The sequence below is a fragment of the Paeniglutamicibacter sp. ZC-3 genome (genome assembly GCF_025847175.2).
In the GTDB taxonomy this organism is placed as follows: domain Bacteria; phylum Actinomycetota; class Actinomycetes; order Actinomycetales; family Micrococcaceae; genus Paeniglutamicibacter; species Paeniglutamicibacter sulfureus.
On record NZ_JAOYTG010000004.1, the window covers coordinates 97,878 to 112,722 of the forward strand.

Consider the following 14,845-nt stretch of genomic DNA (forward strand, 5'->3'; position numbering starts at 1 on the left):
CAACAAGTGGACGCCCGAATGTGACGACTGACACTCTTTCGGAGGGGGGTGCGAGGGTGCATCCCTCCAGACAGCGTTGTCCCAACAAGGAGGATCCTATGCCTAATCAACAGGGAAATCGTCGGTATCGCAGGGTTATGGCAGCCGCGTGCATCGGCGCGCTTGGACTGACCATTGCGGCGACGCCGGCAGGTGCCGCCGCGCAGCGGAAGCCAAGCGCGGGCATCGCAACCTTGGACGCGGTCCCGGAGGTCGTCGGGCCGATCGCGACAACCGATGACAGTTATCCGTGGTCGGCGCTGGGACAGGCCAGGGTGCCACTGGATGTCACGGAGCGCGGATACGTCGAGGAAGAGTACTTCCTTTCCGGGACGGCGAACGTCTATGACAACGCAGCAGGCGAGCCGCAAGTCGTGACCCAGGATGTGCCGTACACCAATCACATCCTCGTGCGCCGCCCCGCCAGCAAGGCGGACTCCTCCGGTGTCGTGCTCGTAGATATCCTCAACGCTTCCAACGGCTTCCCAGGCGAGGACCACCTGCGGCGCATGTGGGAGTGGGCCCTAGAGGAAGGGCACACCATCATCGGCGTGACCTCCAAGCCGATCCAGGTGGACGCGCTGAAGAACTTCGACCCGGAGCGCTATGCCGACCTGTCCTGGGACGTCCAGGACGTCGAACGAGAAGCGATCATCGCCGACCCGGCGGATCCGGCGGCGTTCGACCCGTTCATGGTCGTTCCGGGTGCCGAAGAGGGCCTGGCATGGGACATCATTACCCAGGTGGGCACGCTGCTCGAAAGCAAGGACGGCCGATCGGTCCTCGGCGGGCAGACAGCGAAGACTGTGCTGCTCATGGGCCAGTCCCAGTCGGGGATCTACCTCAACACCTATGTGTCCAACTTCCACGAGGTCGTGACTGAGGCCAACCACGGACCGGTGTTCGACGGCTATCTCAACACGGTCGGTGCCGTCCTTGAACGGCCGCTACGCCAGGGCACGAAGGACGGCCTGGTTACGGTGCCCGGCTCCGAGCCGGCGCTCGATGTCCCGTTCATCACCGTCACCTCGGAGGGCGATGCCGACCTTTTCGGCGCCGCAACGCTCGCCGAAAAGGACCTGCCGGCGAACCGTCGGCATTGGCAGGTCCCGGGAACCCCACACACCGACCTGCTCTCCCCGGTGATCCCTGCCGACGGAGAGATCCTCAAGGCCGGGCGACTCCCGAACACCGCCGTCCACGACGCGGCGTTCCGGGAATCGCTCAACCCGTATCCGCTGGAGCCGGCTGTCATTGCAGCCACCGAGGCCCTCATCGATTGGGGCAAGACGAACAAGGAAGCCGCCCCTTCGCGGTGGTTTGACCAGACAGACGGCGTGCTGGGTCGGAACGAGGATGGAAACGTCGCCGGTGGCGTCCGCAACGGACTAATCGAGCATCCGCTCGGGCAGTATCGCGGTGCCGCGGCCCCCGGCGCGGTGTACGGATCCGTGGATCTGATCTCGGCCGCGGATTTTGCCAAGACCTATGGCACCCGTACGGACTACCTCGCGCTCATCGGCGAGGTCGACGCCGACCTGATCGAGCAGGGCTATCTCACCCCATGGGGAGCGGAGTACTTCTCCGGCGTAGCCAACAACCTAATGGACCGCATCGGAGTGCCGACCGGCCAGATGCGCGCCAGCGGCTGAACAAGCTGCAGGGCAGGTTCATCGGCAAGAAATGATCGCTTAATGTAGTCGGCGGCCCGGTGCGTTGGATGCTCTCCAACGCACCGGGCCGCCGGCATTTCTCGTGCCGCCTGATTCGGCGTCCGAAATGGACCCTGGCTCGGCGCGGGCCTAGCCCAGGGACAGGACGGTGACCTCGGCGTCGCGCAGTTCCTGCAGCACCCCGGGGGCGTTCGCCGGATGCACCGCAGCGGTCAGCGGGGCGATGACGGTGGTGGCGAAGCCCTGTGACTTGGCATCCAGGGCCGTGGCGCGCACACAGTAGTCGGTGGCGATGCCCACGATGTCCACCGCGGCGATGTCCTGTCTGCGCAGCCAGTCGCCCAGCAGCTCACCGCCCTCGTCGGCCACGTCGTCCTCGTCCGCGGACAAGCGGCCCTCGAAGCCGGAATACGCTGCCGCGTAACGGCCCTTGCGGAAATGGTGCTGGATGTAGCCGGCAGCCGCGGACAGCTCCGGGTGCAGCGCGGCACCTTCCGTTGCGGCAACGCAGTGCACCGGCCAGGAGTCGATGAAGTCAGGGGAATCGGAGAAATGGGACCCCGGATCGATGTGCCAATCCTGGGTTGCCACCACCGCCGCGTAGCTGTCGGCGCGCTCGCGCAGTACGGTGGCGATGGACGCGGCCACGGCGGCCCCGCCCTCCACGCCGAGGCTTCCGCCCTCGCAGAAATCGTTCTGGACATCCACGATGATCAATGCCCGTGCCGCAGGTTGTTCCGGCACGCTGGTTGGTTCCTGGGTCATGATGGCTTCCTCTCGCTGTTCTCAGTTCTCGTCAATGAATCGGGTGCCGATCACCGGTTCGCCGCGCTGCAGGCGGCGGGAGCTGCCGGGCATTTCCTGGATGGAGTCGTGATGGCGCTTGGTGGCGCGGTGCACGCCCGCGGCACCGGTGAATGCCTCGTCGATGACCCCGTTTTCAACAAATTGTGTCAGCAAGGCCCGGTCGTTGGCGTCGGAAGCGGGCACCTCGCCCACGCCGATCAATTCCTCGGTGGCTCGGCCGCGCTCGTTGAGCAGGCGCACGGCGAACTTGCGTCCGCCCACCGAGACCTTGTTCTTGGCGGCCTTGGCAACGTCCACGTAGTCGCCCGCGTCGTTCTTGCGGGACACCAGCTTGTAGACCATCGATGCCGTCGGGTGCCCGGAGCCGGTGACCAGCGAGGTGCCCACGCCGTAGGCATCCACCGGTGCGGATTGGAGGGCCGCGATGGCGTATTCGTCGAGGTCTGAGGTGACCATGATGCGGGTGTTCTCGTTGCCCAGGTCATCGAGCAGGGTGCGCACCCAGCGGGCCTGTTCCACCAGGTCCCCCGAATCAAGGCGCACGGCGCCCAGCCCGGGGCCGGCCACCTCCACCGCGGTGCGCACGCCCTGCTCCACGTCGTAGGTGTCAACCAGCAGGGCGGTGCCCACGCCCATCGAGGCGACCTGCGCCTCGAATGCTGCGCGTTCGGAATCGTGCAGCAGCGTGAAGGAATGAGCGGCGGTGCCCACGGTCTTGAGGCCGTAGCGGTGCCCGGCCTCGAGGTTCGATGTCGAGTCGAACCCGGCGATGATCGCGGCGCGGGCGGCGGCGACAGCGGATTCCTCGTGGGTGCGGCGCGAACCCATCTCGATGCACGGGCGGGTTCCGGCGGAGGCGATCATGCGCGAGGCCGCGGAGGCGATGGCCGAATCGTGGTTCAGCGCCGAAAGGATGAAGGTCTCCAACACGCAGGCCTCGGCGAAGGTCGACTCGACAATCATCACGGGGGAGTACGGGAAGTAGATTTCCCCCTCGGCGTAACCATGGATGTTGCCGCTGAATTTGAAGTCTTCGAGGTACTTGATGGTGGTGGCGTCCACGACCTTGGTGTCGGAGAGAAAGCGCAGTTGTTCGTCGCCGAAGCGGAACTCCTTGATGCCCTCAAGGACCCTGCCGGTCCCGGCCAGCACGCCGTAGCGCCGCCCATCGGGCAGGCGGCGGGCGAAGGCCTCGAAGACGCTGGGGCGGTGCGCCGCTCCCGAGTGCAGGGAAGCCTGCAGCATCGTCAGTTCGTAGTGGTCGGTAAACAGGGAGGTGGGCTGCTGCCACATGGCCGGGGGGCTCCTCGCGACGGGGGGACTGGGGCAATGGAATGCCGGACTGGTTTGCACCGTTATCGGGCGTCGGGTGCCGGATCCGGGCCGCCGCAGGTGGCGGGGCGAAACCGGGTCTGCGGCATAAACGCTAGTAGATACTCTAGACCCGGCACCGGTTCCATGCCGCGTTGGCTCACGTGAGTCGTCGCCTTGTGCTTTTGGAGCAGTTGTGTCCACGGCCCGGTTGGCGCCCGGTTCGCATCCGAGGCGGCCGGTCGTAGAATGGTGAGTATGCCAACCATGACTGCGATGCCCGATGTGCTTGAGCACGTAGAGCAGGCACAAGCACACGAACTCGACCAGCCCTACATCTTGATCGTCTGGAACGACCCGGTCAACCTGATGAGCTACGTCAGCTTTGTCTTCCGCTCCTATTTCGGATACAACGAGGCCAAGGCCGAGAAGCTGATGATGCAGGTCCACCAGGAGGGCCGCAGCGTGGTCGCCACCGGCAACCGCGAGAAGATCGAGGCCGACGTTGCAGCCATGCACGGGTTCGGGCTGTGGGCCACCTTGTCCAAGGCGGACGCAGCCTAGATATGGCACGGGCATTCAAGAACACCATGCGCGGGTTCTCCGCGTCCCTCGAAGCCGCCGAACGCCAGCTGCTGCGCGGTCTCTTTGAGGACGTCATCACGTTGCTGGAGCCCCAGCGGGCCGACGACGAGGATCCGCTCTATGCGCTGGTCGGCCTGGATCCGAACTCCCACAAGGAAGACTTCGCCGCACCGAGTGACCGGGCTACCAAGCGCCTGTTGCCGGACGCCGACCCCGACGATGCCGCCGCATCGCTGGAATTTCGCAGGCTCTCGGAACGCGGGATCCGTGAACGCAAGATCGGGGCGCTGCGCGAGGCCGCCCTGCTGATGGAGTCCGGAAGCATCCTGCTCAACGAGCAGACGGCGCCGCGCTTCGCCGCAGCGGTCAATGACGTGCGCCTGGTGCTGGCCGAACGGCTTGGCCTGGAAAGCGAGGAAGACGCCGAGCGCATCCATGCGCAGGACGATTGGTCGAAGGCCGAAACCGTCGACGAATACCTTGCGCTGGTCTACAACTTCGTCACCTGGTTGCAGGAATCCCTGATGCAGGCCATGCTCAAGTCCTTGTGAGCTGGGCTACAGTGTGTCGCACGTGCTAGCTGTTGGCGTTGAAAACCACGTAGGCTTCGTAGACCATGACAAGTGTGTCCTCTAGCGAGAATCGAACATCAGAGCGACCCCATCCGAATGCCCCGCTGGGCATCTTCGACTCGGGGGTCGGCGGCCTGACCGTTTCCCGCGCCATTATTGACCAGCTTCCCGGTGAATCCACTATGTACGTCGGGGACACCGCGAATTCGCCCTATGGGCCGCTTCCCATCGCCGAGGTGCGGGCGAATGCGCTGGGGGTGATGGACGAACTCGTCGACGCCGGCGTCAAGCTGCTGGTGATTGCCTGCAACTCCGCCTCCGCCGCGGTGCTGCGCGATGCCCGCGAACGCTACACCGCCCGCTACGGGATTCCCGTGGTCGAAGTGATCCAGCCCGCGGTGCGCCGCGCCGTCGCCGCCACCCGCAACGGGAAGATCGGGGTCATCGGCACCCGGGCCACCGTCGGGTCCCGCGCCTACGAGGATGCCTTCGCCGCCGCCCCGCACTACTCCATCACCTCCGTCGCCTGCCCGCGCTTCGTCGAGTTCGTCGAGAACGGCATCACCACCGGGGCCGAGCTCATGGAGACGGCCGAGGCCTACCTGGCGCCGCTCAAGGCAGCCGGCGTGGACACGCTGGTGCTGGGCTGCACCCATTACCCGCTGCTGACCGGCGTGATCTCCTACGTCATGGGCGAGGACGTCACCTTGGTCTCCAGCGCCGAGGAAACCGCGAAGGACGTGTACCGCGCGCTAATGCACCACGACCTGGCGCGCACCGAGGAGCAGGCCCCCACGCACCAGTTCCTGTCCACCGGTGATTCCGATAGTTTTGAGATCCTGGCCAGGCGCTTCCTGGGCCCGGAAGTACTCGCGGTCGAGCAAGTCGACCACGTGGCCGCCCACTACCCGACCGGCTCCATCGCGATGATTACCCCGCAGATGGTGGCTCTTTCGAAAGCGAGTGCCTCATGAAGCTGACCATCATCGGCTGCACCGGCTCGTTCCCCGGCCCGGGGTCGCCTGCCTCCTGCTACCTGGTCACCGCGTTCGACGGCGAACGGGACTGGAAGATCCTGCTTGACCTTGGCTCCGGTGCGCTGGGCGTGTTGCAACGCTATGCGGACATCAAGGACCTGGACGGAATCTTCATCTCCCACCTGCACCCGGACCACTGCATGGATTTGTGCGGCATGCACGTGGCCATCCGCTGGGATCCCAACGGCTGGAACCGTGATCGGATGCTGGTGCACGGACCTGCTGCCACCGCGGACCGGATGGCCACGGCCTACGGACTGCCGCTGGATGAGGGCATGCACCCCGACTACGACTTCCAGCACTGGAAATCCCGCCAGCCGGTGAAGATCGGCCCATTTTCGATCACCCCCTACCCGGTGCTGCACCCCATCGAGGAGTCCTACGCATTCCGCGTCGAGGCGACCGAGCCGGTGGCCGACGGGTCGCTCCAGACCAGCGTGCTGACCTATTCGGGTGACACCGATGCCTGCCCCGAACTCGTCGAGGCGGCCCGGGGTGCCGACATGTTCCTGTGTGAGGCGGCCTTCGAGGAGGGCCGCGACGATGCGATCCACGGTGTGCACCTGACCGGGCGGCGCGCCGGCGAGGCGGCGGCCGAGGCCGGGGTCGAACGCCTGCTGTTGACCCACATCCCGGTGTGGACGAACATCAACACCGTGGTCAACGAGGCCAAGGAAGTCTACGACGGCGGCATCGCCGTGGCGGTCTCCGGGGTGACATACGGGGTGTTCTCCGGCTCGCAGCTGGGCACCCCCAAGTCGCTGCCGACCGCACCGGTCTCGATCGTGCGTTCGGCGCCGGCCCGCGAGTGGCCGGGCACCAGGAAGAACTAGCGCTTTCGCCTGGCTGCCGCATCGCCACATTGTCTCGACGGAACAGCTCGGCGTGACGACTAGACTTGAAGCCATGACTTCAGCATCAACCACAGCAGCAGTGCGCGCCGACGGGCGCGGCGTCGACCAACTCCGTGAGATCACCATTACCCGTGGCTGGTCCAAGCAGGCCGAGGGCTCGGCCCTGATCGAATTCGGCAACACCAAGGTGCTGTGCACCGCGTCCTTCACCGAGGGCGTGCCGCGCTGGCTCAAGGGGCAGGGCACCGGCTGGGTCACCGCCGAGTACGCCATGCTGCCGCGGGCCACCAACACCCGCAACGGCCGCGAGTCCGTCAAGGGCAAGATCGGCGGGCGCACCCACGAAATCTCCCGCCTGATCGGCCGCTCGCTGCGCGCGGTCATCGACACCAAGGCACTGGGCGAGAACACCATCGTGTTGGACTGCGACGTGCTTCAGGCCGACGGCGGCACCCGCACCGCCGCGATCACCGGCGCCTACGTCGCACTGGCCGAGGCCATCGAGTGGGCCAAGGAAAACAAGCTGGTGCGCAAGAACGCCACCGTGCTCACCGACTCGGTTGCCGCGATTTCCGTGGGCATCATCGACGGGGTCCCGATGCTGGATCTGCCCTACGAGGAGGACGTGCGCGCCGAGACCGACATGAACGTCGTCGTCACCGGGACTGGCGACTTCGTCGAGGTGCAGGGCACCGCCGAGGGCGTCCCGTTCAAGCGCGCAGAACTTGATTCGCTGCTGGACCTGGCGCTGGTTGGCACCACGGAGCTGGCACTGATCCAGCGCGCCACTTTGGGGCTCTGAGCATGGGTGCCACCCCGCGTTTGGTGCTGGCCACGCACAACCAGGGCAAGCTGCGCGAACTGCGCGAGCTGCTGCGCGGGCAGGCCCCGGGGCTGGACGTGGACACACAGGTCGTCGACGCCGGTGCCGTGGGTGCGCCGGACGTCGTCGAGGACCAGGTGAGCTTCGAGGGCAACGCCCTGCTGAAGGCGCGTGCGGTGTGCGAGGCCACCGGCCTGGTTGCCATCGCCGACGATTCGGGTCTCTCGGTCGATGTGCTTGGCGGGGCGCCGGGGATTTTCTCGGCCCGTTGGTCAGGGAAGCACGGTGATGACGAGGCGAACATCGACCTGCTGCTGGCCCAGCTGGGAGATATTTCCGATGAACACCGCGGGGCGTCCTTCGTGTGTGCCGCGGCGCTGGCCACCCCGGGCGGCTTTGTTGCCGTGGAGATGGGCCACCTGGCCGGGGTGCTGCTGCACGAACGGCGGGGGAACGGCGGCTTCGGCTACGACCCGATCCTGCAGCCCGATGGCTACGAGATCTCCGTGGCGGAACTTTCCAGCGAGGAAAAGAATGCCATCAGCCACCGCGGACGTGCGTTCCGCGGCTTGCTGCCGCAGATCGTGAAGGCGTTGCAGGACCAAACCGCAAAGTAGTCGTTATTGCGCGTCTGGTGAGACACCAAGGGCGGTCCGCCCCTCCGGTTTCGGGGCGGACCGCCCTTTTGCATGCCCGTTATTGGGCATGGGCATGGGAAATCACCGGCAGGTCCACGGCCGTGGGCCGTGCCTCTCAGAACAGGGGTGGGTTCAGGGTGCGGTCCCGCCAGTGATTGTTGCGTCGGGGTTTTTGTTCGGGGTCCATGAACTTGGGCAGGATGACGCTGAAGAGCCCGTCGGTGTCACGGACGACGCGCACCAGCCCGGTGTGGAAGGCGTGGTGTGCCGAGGTGCATCCGGGGGCGCCTTCGTTGATCTCGGTCTTGCCGCCGTTGGCGAAGAAGTTGAAGTGGTGGATTTCGCAGTGTTCGGGCGGAACGGTGCAGCCGGGCATGATGCAACCGCCGTAGAGGCCGAGAATGATTTCGCGCATGTAGTCGGGGAAGAGGCGTTCCTCCCGGCCGAGGTCAAGGATCCGGGAGTCCCCGCCCATGACCGCTGGGATGACCCCGCCGTTGCACAGGCCCTGGCGGAGTTCGGCGGGGGTGAGTTGTTGGCCGCGGCTGGTGATGCCGTGGGTGTCGGCCAAGCCGCGGAGTTCGTCAAGGGTGGCGATGACCAGGGTCTTGGGGGAGGGAAGACCGGTGGTCTTCTTCCCGGTGGCGGGGTTCCCGGCGGACCTGATGAGGTTCATCAGCCCCTGGAGATGGCGTTGGGGAGGGGTGAGTCCGTCGGGGCCGGAGGCGGCGGAGTTCATGGTGGCCGGATCGCCGGCCCTGTTGCCGGTCCCGTTGCCGGTGTTGTTGGCGCCGTTCCCGGTGAACAGGTTGTCCAGGTTGAGGCCGTTGGGGTCCAGGGACAGGTTCCTGACGGCCTCCGCGTCGTTCAGCGGGCGGCCGGTGGTGGGGTCGACGAGGAAATCAGGGAACCCGGCTCCGGCACCGTTGCCGGTGTTCGACCGGCCGTTGGAGCCGTTGGAGCCGTTGGAGACGGAAGCGTTGGAAGCGTTGGAGGCGTTGGCGGGCCCGGTGCCGTCGCTGCCGGCGGCGGCGCCTGCGCCCGAGCCCGCGGCGGCACCGGTGGCCAGGGACTGGGCGAGCAGGCCCTCGCGGTCCCCGGCCTTGGTCCGGGGGTTGTCGGTGCTGGCGCAGAGGGCCAGCAGGGCCTCGGTGTCGGCGGGCAGGGTGCGGAGCAGGAATTCGCCGAGCCCGCCGGTGGTGCCGCGGTTGAAGAGACCGGTTCTGGCGCGCAGGACGTCCTCCGGGACGTCCTTGGTGCCCTGTTCGAGGGTGCCCTGGATGCCGGCGAGCAGCTTGGCGGTGGTGCGGGGGTCCTCGCGACGCACGGATTCGGCGACCTGGTCCTCCAGCTGCCCGGCCAGCACGGCGGGGTTGGGGTGCTGGTTGATGTGTGGTGCGAGTTTTTCCAGCCTGCGGGCCGCGGCACCGATTTCCTTCGGGTCGGCGGTGCCATTGGCCAGGTCGTCGGCCAGCGTCGGGAACTTCGCCGGGACCGGTTGGCCGTGGATGTCGGTGCCGGGCAGCAGCCGGTCGATGGAGCGGACGCGTTCGCGAGCCTCAAAGAAGGAGATGTGCAGGAAGCCGGTGAGGAACTCGGTGGTGTCCTTGAAGACGGGCCGCCCGGTGGGGACGGTCCGGGGATCCTCGGGCAGGTCCGTCGTGCCGGCGACGTAGGGCGCCGGGTCCGCGTGGACCGCGGCGAGGGCGTCGAACGTGGCCTCGGGCAGTTCGTGGGCCAGGGTGCGCCGGGCAGTGTCGGCGGCGAGGAGCTTGGCGTGGCCAGCGGCGCGGTGCGCGTCCTCGGCGGCTTGGGCGAACAGGGCGGCGGCGGTGGGGGAGGTGGTGCGTGCGATGCGCCGGGCGAGGTCGCGGGCCAACCGCTGGGCCTCCAGCAGCGCGCGCAGTTCATCGTCCGGCGACACAGGGTGTCCCGGGGTGCCGCGGGTACCCGCGGTGAGTTCGATGAACCGGTCGGTTTCCATGTCCACCAGCATGCGTCGACGCGAAGAGGAATGGTTCGGGGTGGCAATATCTGTGGATGGGGACCCGGTTGATCCACAAACCAGGTGCACGGTGGTTGCGCCCGGGCCGGAAGCGGAGGAGGATGCCCCGGTGCGGCTACTTCCCGCGGCCGTCCCGGGGGCCGAACACGGTGAGTGCCTCGGCGTCGCTCGCGGTGGAGCCGATGAAGTACTCGGCCCATTGCCGGCGGTTCGGGTAGCTTGATTCGGCCACCACCCGTTCGATGGTTTGCTCGACGTCGATGGTGCTGCGGTGAAGGGATACGGCACCGTCGTGCAGTAGGGCCCAGTTGCCGCCCGGACGGCCGTAGGGCATGCCCACGCTGCCGGGGTTGACGACCAGGCGTCGATCCACCAGCCGCACAAATGGCATGTGGGTGTGCCCGCAGACCACGGTCTGGACTTCGTCGGGCAACCCGGCGAAGACCTCCGTCCAGCGCCCCAGCCGGCTGTCCACCAGCACGACCTCTTCGTCGTCCCGCGGGGTCCCGTGGCAGAAGAGAACGGGGCCGAAGCCATGGACCTCCAGGGTGACAGGATGCGGCAGCTGCTCCAGTAGCGAGATGTGTTCCGGGGCCAGCTGCGCGGCGGCCCAGGGAACGACCTCGTCGGGAACCTCGATCGAAGCTCCCCGGGCCACGGCCGCCAGCTCGCGGTCGGCGTTGCCGCGCACGAGCACGGCCCGCTCGCCCAGGGCCGCCAAAAGGTCCAGGACCTCGGTGGGTTGCGGCCCCGCGGCGTGGTCCCCGGTGACGACGATGCGCTCCGCGGCCGCCACGGCGGGCTCGGCCAGGACCGCCTCGAGCACCGGCAGCACCCCGTGGATGTCGGACAGGACGGCGACGCTTCGCATCATGCCCCGAGTATGCCGGTCCCGCGGGGCGGGAACAAGGGCGCGCCGGGACGGTAAGGCAGCGGTTAGAGGTCGGGGTCGTCCACTTCGCGGGTGGTCCGCGTGACACCGTCGACCTCGCCGTGGCCATTGACGGTCCGGCGGGTCGAGACGCTACGGCGGCGGCGGAAGGTGAAAACCAGCCCCAGCACAAAGATCAGGACGCCGGCTCCCATGAGGAGGTTCCCGACCAGCGGAAGGTCCAGCCAGCTCACTTCGACATTCAGTGCGAAGCGGATCACCGCGCCGACAACGAACAGGAAAATTCCGGCACCGATACTCATAATGTCTCCGCCTTTCCGGGCGATTGTGCATTGACGAACGTTTGATCAGTGGTTCCAGCTTACTGATTGCCGCCGCTGGCGCCACCCATTGGCCGTGCGGTTGGCGACCGGCGGCACGCGGGCGGACCGCCCCCTCCTGGCGAGGAGGGCCCCCGGGTGCGCGTCAGGCGTCGAGCAACTGGCGCAGCACGTATTGCAGGATGCCGCCGTGGCGGTAGTACGCCTCCTCGGCCGGGGTGTCGATGCGTACCCGCATCGTGATTTCGCGGGATTGACCGCCCGATGAATCGGCGGGTTCCACCGCCACGGTGACTTCGCCGGGCAATTCATCGGTCCCGGCCAGCCCGGTGATGGAGAAGACCTCCTCGCCGGTGAGGCCCAGGGACTGTGCTGTTTCACGATCGCGGAACTGCAGCGGCAGCACACCCATGCCTATCAGGTTGGAGCGGTGGATGCGCTCGAACGAGGTGGCCAGCACGGCCTTGACGCCCAGCAGCAGGGTGCCCTTTGCTGCCCAGTCGCGGGAGGAGCCCGAACCGTAATCCGACCCGGCCAGGATCACCAGCGGCGTGTTGTCCTTCGCGTAGGCCAGCGAGGCGTCGAAGATGGTCGTGGTGTCGGTGCCCGGCAGGTGCCGGGTGAAGCCGCCCTCGGTGCCGGGGACCAGCTTGTTGCGCAGCCGGACGTTGGCGAAGGTGCCGCGGATCATCACGTGGTGGTTGCCGCGCCGCGAGCCGTAGGAGTTGAAATCCGCAGGTTCCACGCCCTTGTCCAACAGGTAGGCGCCGGCGGGGGAGTCCTTGCGGATGGCGCCGGCCGGGGAGATGTGGTCGGTGGTGACCGAGTCGCCCAGGTACGCCAGTACGCGGGCGCCGGTGATGTCCCCGATGGGATCGGGCACCGGTCCCACGCCTTCGAAGTAGGGCGGGGACTGCACGTAGGTGGAGGACTCGTCCCAGGCGAACCGGTCGCCCTCGGGGATGTGCATCGAGCGCCAGTTCTCATCCCCGTGGTAGACATCCGCGTACCCCTTGGTGAACATCGAGGCCTCGAGGTTGGCATCGACCACTGCCTTGACTTCCTCGCCACTGGGCCAGATGTCGCGCAGGTAGACCTGGTTGCCCTCGGTGTCCTCGCCGAGGGAATCGTTGAGCAGGTCCACGTGCATGGATCCGGCCAGGGCGTAGGCGATGACCAGCGGCGGGGAGGCCAGGAAGTTCATCTTCACCTCCCCGTGGATGCGGCCCTCGAAGTTGCGGTTGCCCGAGAGCACCGAGGCGACCGTGAGGTCGTGCGAGTTCACTGCCGCGCTGATTTCCGGGATCAGCGGGCCGGAGTTGCCGATGCAGGTGGTGCAGCCGTAGCCGACCAGGTTGAAGCCCAGCGTCTCCAGGTAGGGGGTCAGCCCGGAGCGGTTGTAGTAGTCGGTGACCACGCGGGAGCCCGGGGCCAGGGTGGTCTTGACCCACGGTTTGGAACGCAGCCCGCGCTCCACGGCCTTCTTCGCCAGCAGCGCCGCGCCCAGCATCACGGTGGGGTTGGAGGTGTTGGTGCAGGAGGTGATGGCGGCGATGACGACCGAGCCGTGGTCGATCACCTCGGTGCCGTCCCCGAGATGGACCGTGGCGGGCTTGGACGGCCAGCTGATCGCGGCCTCGCCGCCGGCGTAGTTGTGCGGCGGGGTGTCGCGTTCGATCCGGGAGCTGACGGCGATCGGGTCGGAGGCGGGGAAGGAATCGGCCTCGGCGTCGTCGAGCCCGCCGGCGATCGCCTCCTCCTGGGTGTCCCCGGCCAGCAGCCGGCGCACCGCGCCCTGGGCCGCGGCCAGCGGGATGCGGTCCTGCGGACGCTTGGGCCCGGCCAGCGAGGGAACCACGGTGCCCAGGTCCAGCTCGAGGACCTCGCTGAAGTCCGGGACGTGCTCCGGATCGTGCCAGAGGCCCTGTTCCTTGGCGTAGGCCTCGACCAGCCTGACCTGGTGTGGGTCGCGGCCGGTCAGCCGCAGGTAGTCGAGGGTCTCGGCGTCAATGGGGAACAGCGCTCCGGTGGAGCCGTACTCGGGGGACATGTTCCCCAGCGTGGCGCGGGTGGCCAGCGGGACGTTGGCGACGCCGGGGCCGAAGAAGTCCACGAACTTGCCCACCACGCGGAGCTTGCGCAAAAGCTCGGCGACGGTGAGCACCAGGTCCGTGGCGGTGGTGCCCTCGGACAGCTCGCCGGTGAGCTTGAGTCCCACGACCTGCGGGATCAGCAGGCTCATGGGCTGGCCGAGCATCGCGGCCTCTGCCTCGATGCCGCCCACGCCCCAGCCCAGCACGCCCAGCCCGTTGATCATCGGGGTGTGCGAGTCGGTGCCGACCAGGGTGTCCGGGTAGGCTTCGAGGCCGTCGGGCCCCTCACGGGTGAACACCACGCGGGAGAGGTATTCCAGGTTGACCTGGTGGCAGATCCCGGTGTCGGGCGGGACCACCAGGAAGTCGTCGAAGGAGTGCTGGGCCCAGCGCAGCAGCTGGTAGCGCTCCTGGTTGCGCTTGAACTCGTAGTCGGCGTTGACGGAAAAGGCATCGTTCCGGGCGAAGACGTCGGCGATGACCGAGTGGTCGATGACCAGCTCGGCGGGGATCAGCGGGTTGACCTTCCGCGCATCCCCGCCCAGCGCCGTCATGGCGTCTCGCATGGCCACCAGGTCCACCACGCAGGGCACACCCGTGAAGTCCTGCATCAGCACGCGGGCCGGGGTGTACTGGATTTCACTGGAAGCCTCGGCGGCAGGGTCCCATGCGGCCAGGGCGTTGACCTGCTCGGCGGTGACCAGCCGGCCGTCCTCGTTGCGCAGCAGGTTTTCCAGCAGCACCTTGAGGCTGTAGGGCAGGCGGGAGGAGTTTTCGATGGCGTCGATCCGGTGGATGTGGTAGTCGTGCCCGTCGACGGAAAGCCGGGCCCGGGCGTTGAAGGAGTTGCTGGACATGGAAGCGTCGTCCTCTCGGGAATGCTGCCGACCGCCGCGCCGGTGGCCGGTTGTTGCGTGGCTAGGTGAAGTTGTCGGCGATGTGGGTCCTTCCATCGCCACCTCGACTTCCAGGTGCGTGCCCGCATCACCAGCCGGTGGGGCGTCCCCGGGCGTCCGATGCCTGAATGCGGTGCCTCCAGGTCGGATCGGAGCGCCCGGCGTGGCGTCCCGGAATCGTGAGCCGGGGCGGCTGGTTTGGCCGGCGAAGCCGCCCGGCTGCTGCCTTCAACCTACCGCCGTGGAAGGGAATTGGCCATGGTTCGCCGTCCCGCGGGCAGAGCGGGAGCGGCCGGCTGC

At 67.4% G+C, this 14,845-nt stretch carries 13 protein-coding genes; 7 read left to right on the forward strand and 6 right to left on the reverse strand.

Annotated elements, in window-relative coordinates; genetic code table 11:
* Positions 1-98 precede the first annotated feature (98 nt).
* The gene (locus OIU93_RS06560; RefSeq protein WP_264269286.1) at positions 99-1,691 is read left to right on the forward strand and encodes an alpha/beta hydrolase domain-containing protein; all 1,593 of its coding nucleotides are present in this window, start codon (positions 99-101) and stop codon (positions 1,689-1,691) included.
* 150 nt (positions 1,692-1,841) lie between these two features.
* On the opposite strand, the gene OIU93_RS06565 is transcribed toward OIU93_RS06560, so the two are convergent.
* A complete protein-coding gene (locus tag OIU93_RS06565; RefSeq protein ID WP_264269287.1) occupies positions 1,842-2,477 on the reverse strand; it encodes an isochorismatase family protein in 636 nt (211 codons plus the stop codon).
* 21 nt (positions 2,478-2,498) lie between these two features.
* Positions 2,499-3,812, reverse strand: coding sequence for a nicotinate phosphoribosyltransferase (locus OIU93_RS06570; RefSeq protein ID WP_264269288.1), 1,314 nt, complete (start codon positions 3,810-3,812; stop codon positions 2,499-2,501).
* A gap of 285 nt (positions 3,813-4,097) precedes the next feature.
* On the opposite strand from OIU93_RS06570, the gene clpS reads away from it, so the two are divergent.
* The 6 genes from clpS (at position 4,098) to rdgB (ending at position 8,318) form a co-directional block, all read left to right on the forward strand.
* The gene (gene clpS, locus OIU93_RS06575; RefSeq protein ID WP_264269433.1) at positions 4,098-4,394 is read left to right on the forward strand and encodes an ATP-dependent Clp protease adapter ClpS; all 297 of its coding nucleotides are present in this window, start codon (positions 4,098-4,100) and stop codon (positions 4,392-4,394) included.
* Between the two features lie 2 nt (positions 4,395-4,396).
* A complete protein-coding gene (locus OIU93_RS06580) occupies positions 4,397-4,966 on the forward strand; it encodes a DUF2017 domain-containing protein (protein ID WP_264269289.1) in 570 nt (189 codons plus the stop codon).
* 65 nt (positions 4,967-5,031) lie between these two features.
* Entirely contained in the window at positions 5,032-5,961 is a 930-nt protein-coding gene (gene murI / locus OIU93_RS06585) for a glutamate racemase (RefSeq protein ID WP_264269290.1), read from the forward strand.
* Entirely contained in the window at positions 5,958-6,857 is a 900-nt protein-coding gene (locus tag OIU93_RS06590) for an MBL fold metallo-hydrolase (RefSeq protein ID WP_264269291.1), read from the forward strand. Before murI ends, OIU93_RS06590 begins: the two co-directional genes overlap by 4 nt.
* 73 nt (positions 6,858-6,930) lie before the next feature.
* Positions 6,931-7,680 carry a ribonuclease PH gene (gene rph / locus OIU93_RS06595; RefSeq protein WP_372342877.1) on the forward strand — a complete coding sequence of 250 codons (750 nt, stop codon included), beginning with the start codon at positions 6,931-6,933 and terminating at the stop codon, positions 7,678-7,680.
* A 2-nt stretch (positions 7,681-7,682) separates the two neighbouring features.
* Positions 7,683-8,318, forward strand: coding sequence for an RdgB/HAM1 family non-canonical purine NTP pyrophosphatase (rdgB, locus tag OIU93_RS06600; protein WP_264269292.1), 636 nt, complete (start codon positions 7,683-7,685; stop codon positions 8,316-8,318).
* Between the two features lie 136 nt (positions 8,319-8,454).
* On the opposite strand, the gene OIU93_RS06605 is transcribed toward rdgB, so the two are convergent.
* The 4 genes from OIU93_RS06605 to OIU93_RS06620 all read right to left on the reverse strand — a co-directional run bounded on the left by OIU93_RS06605 (position 8,455) and on the right by OIU93_RS06620 (position 14,506).
* Complete coding sequence (locus OIU93_RS06605) at positions 8,455-10,335, reverse strand: HNH endonuclease signature motif containing protein (RefSeq protein ID WP_264269293.1); 1,881 nt, start codon at positions 10,333-10,335, stop codon at positions 8,455-8,457.
* 124 nt (positions 10,336-10,459) lie between these two features.
* The gene (locus tag OIU93_RS06610; RefSeq protein WP_264269294.1) at positions 10,460-11,218 is read right to left on the reverse strand and encodes a metallophosphoesterase; all 759 of its coding nucleotides are present in this window, start codon (positions 11,216-11,218) and stop codon (positions 10,460-10,462) included.
* A gap of 62 nt (positions 11,219-11,280) precedes the next feature.
* Positions 11,281-11,538 carry a DUF6458 family protein gene (locus tag OIU93_RS06615; protein WP_264269295.1) on the reverse strand — a complete coding sequence of 86 codons (258 nt, stop codon included), beginning with the start codon at positions 11,536-11,538 and terminating at the stop codon, positions 11,281-11,283.
* 163 nt (positions 11,539-11,701) lie between these two features.
* The gene (locus OIU93_RS06620) at positions 11,702-14,506 is read right to left on the reverse strand and encodes an aconitate hydratase (RefSeq protein WP_264269296.1); all 2,805 of its coding nucleotides are present in this window, start codon (positions 14,504-14,506) and stop codon (positions 11,702-11,704) included.
* Positions 14,507-14,845: the final 339 nt, after the last annotated feature.

Excerpts from the sequence above, each read along its gene's own strand:
- OIU93_RS06560 (WP_264269286.1), top strand. The coding sequence starts at position 99 with ATGCCTAATCAACAGGGAAATCGTCGGTATCGCAGGGTTATGGCAGCC.
- OIU93_RS06565 (WP_264269287.1), bottom strand. The coding sequence starts at position 2,477 with ATGACCCAGGAACCAACCAGCGTGCCGGAACAACCTGCGGCACGGGCA.
- OIU93_RS06605 (WP_264269293.1), bottom strand. The coding sequence starts at position 10,335 with ATGCTGGTGGACATGGAAACCGACCGGTTCATCGAACTCACCGCGGGT.
- OIU93_RS06570 (WP_264269288.1), bottom strand. The coding sequence starts at position 3,812 with ATGTGGCAGCAGCCCACCTCCCTGTTTACCGACCACTACGAACTGACG.
- OIU93_RS06620 (WP_264269296.1), bottom strand. The coding sequence starts at position 14,506 with ATGTCCAGCAACTCCTTCAACGCCCGGGCCCGGCTTTCCGTCGACGGG.
- rph (WP_372342877.1), top strand. The coding sequence starts at position 6,931 with ATGACTTCAGCATCAACCACAGCAGCAGTGCGCGCCGACGGGCGCGGC.
- clpS (WP_264269433.1), top strand. The coding sequence starts at position 4,098 with ATGACTGCGATGCCCGATGTGCTTGAGCACGTAGAGCAGGCACAAGCA.
- OIU93_RS06590 (WP_264269291.1), top strand. The coding sequence starts at position 5,958 with ATGAAGCTGACCATCATCGGCTGCACCGGCTCGTTCCCCGGCCCGGGG.
- OIU93_RS06610 (WP_264269294.1), bottom strand. The coding sequence starts at position 11,218 with ATGATGCGAAGCGTCGCCGTCCTGTCCGACATCCACGGGGTGCTGCCG.
- OIU93_RS06580 (WP_264269289.1), top strand. The coding sequence starts at position 4,397 with ATGGCACGGGCATTCAAGAACACCATGCGCGGGTTCTCCGCGTCCCTC.
- OIU93_RS06615 (WP_264269295.1), bottom strand. The coding sequence starts at position 11,538 with ATGAGTATCGGTGCCGGAATTTTCCTGTTCGTTGTCGGCGCGGTGATC.
- rdgB (WP_264269292.1), top strand. The coding sequence starts at position 7,683 with ATGGGTGCCACCCCGCGTTTGGTGCTGGCCACGCACAACCAGGGCAAG.
- murI (WP_264269290.1), top strand. The coding sequence starts at position 5,032 with ATGACAAGTGTGTCCTCTAGCGAGAATCGAACATCAGAGCGACCCCAT.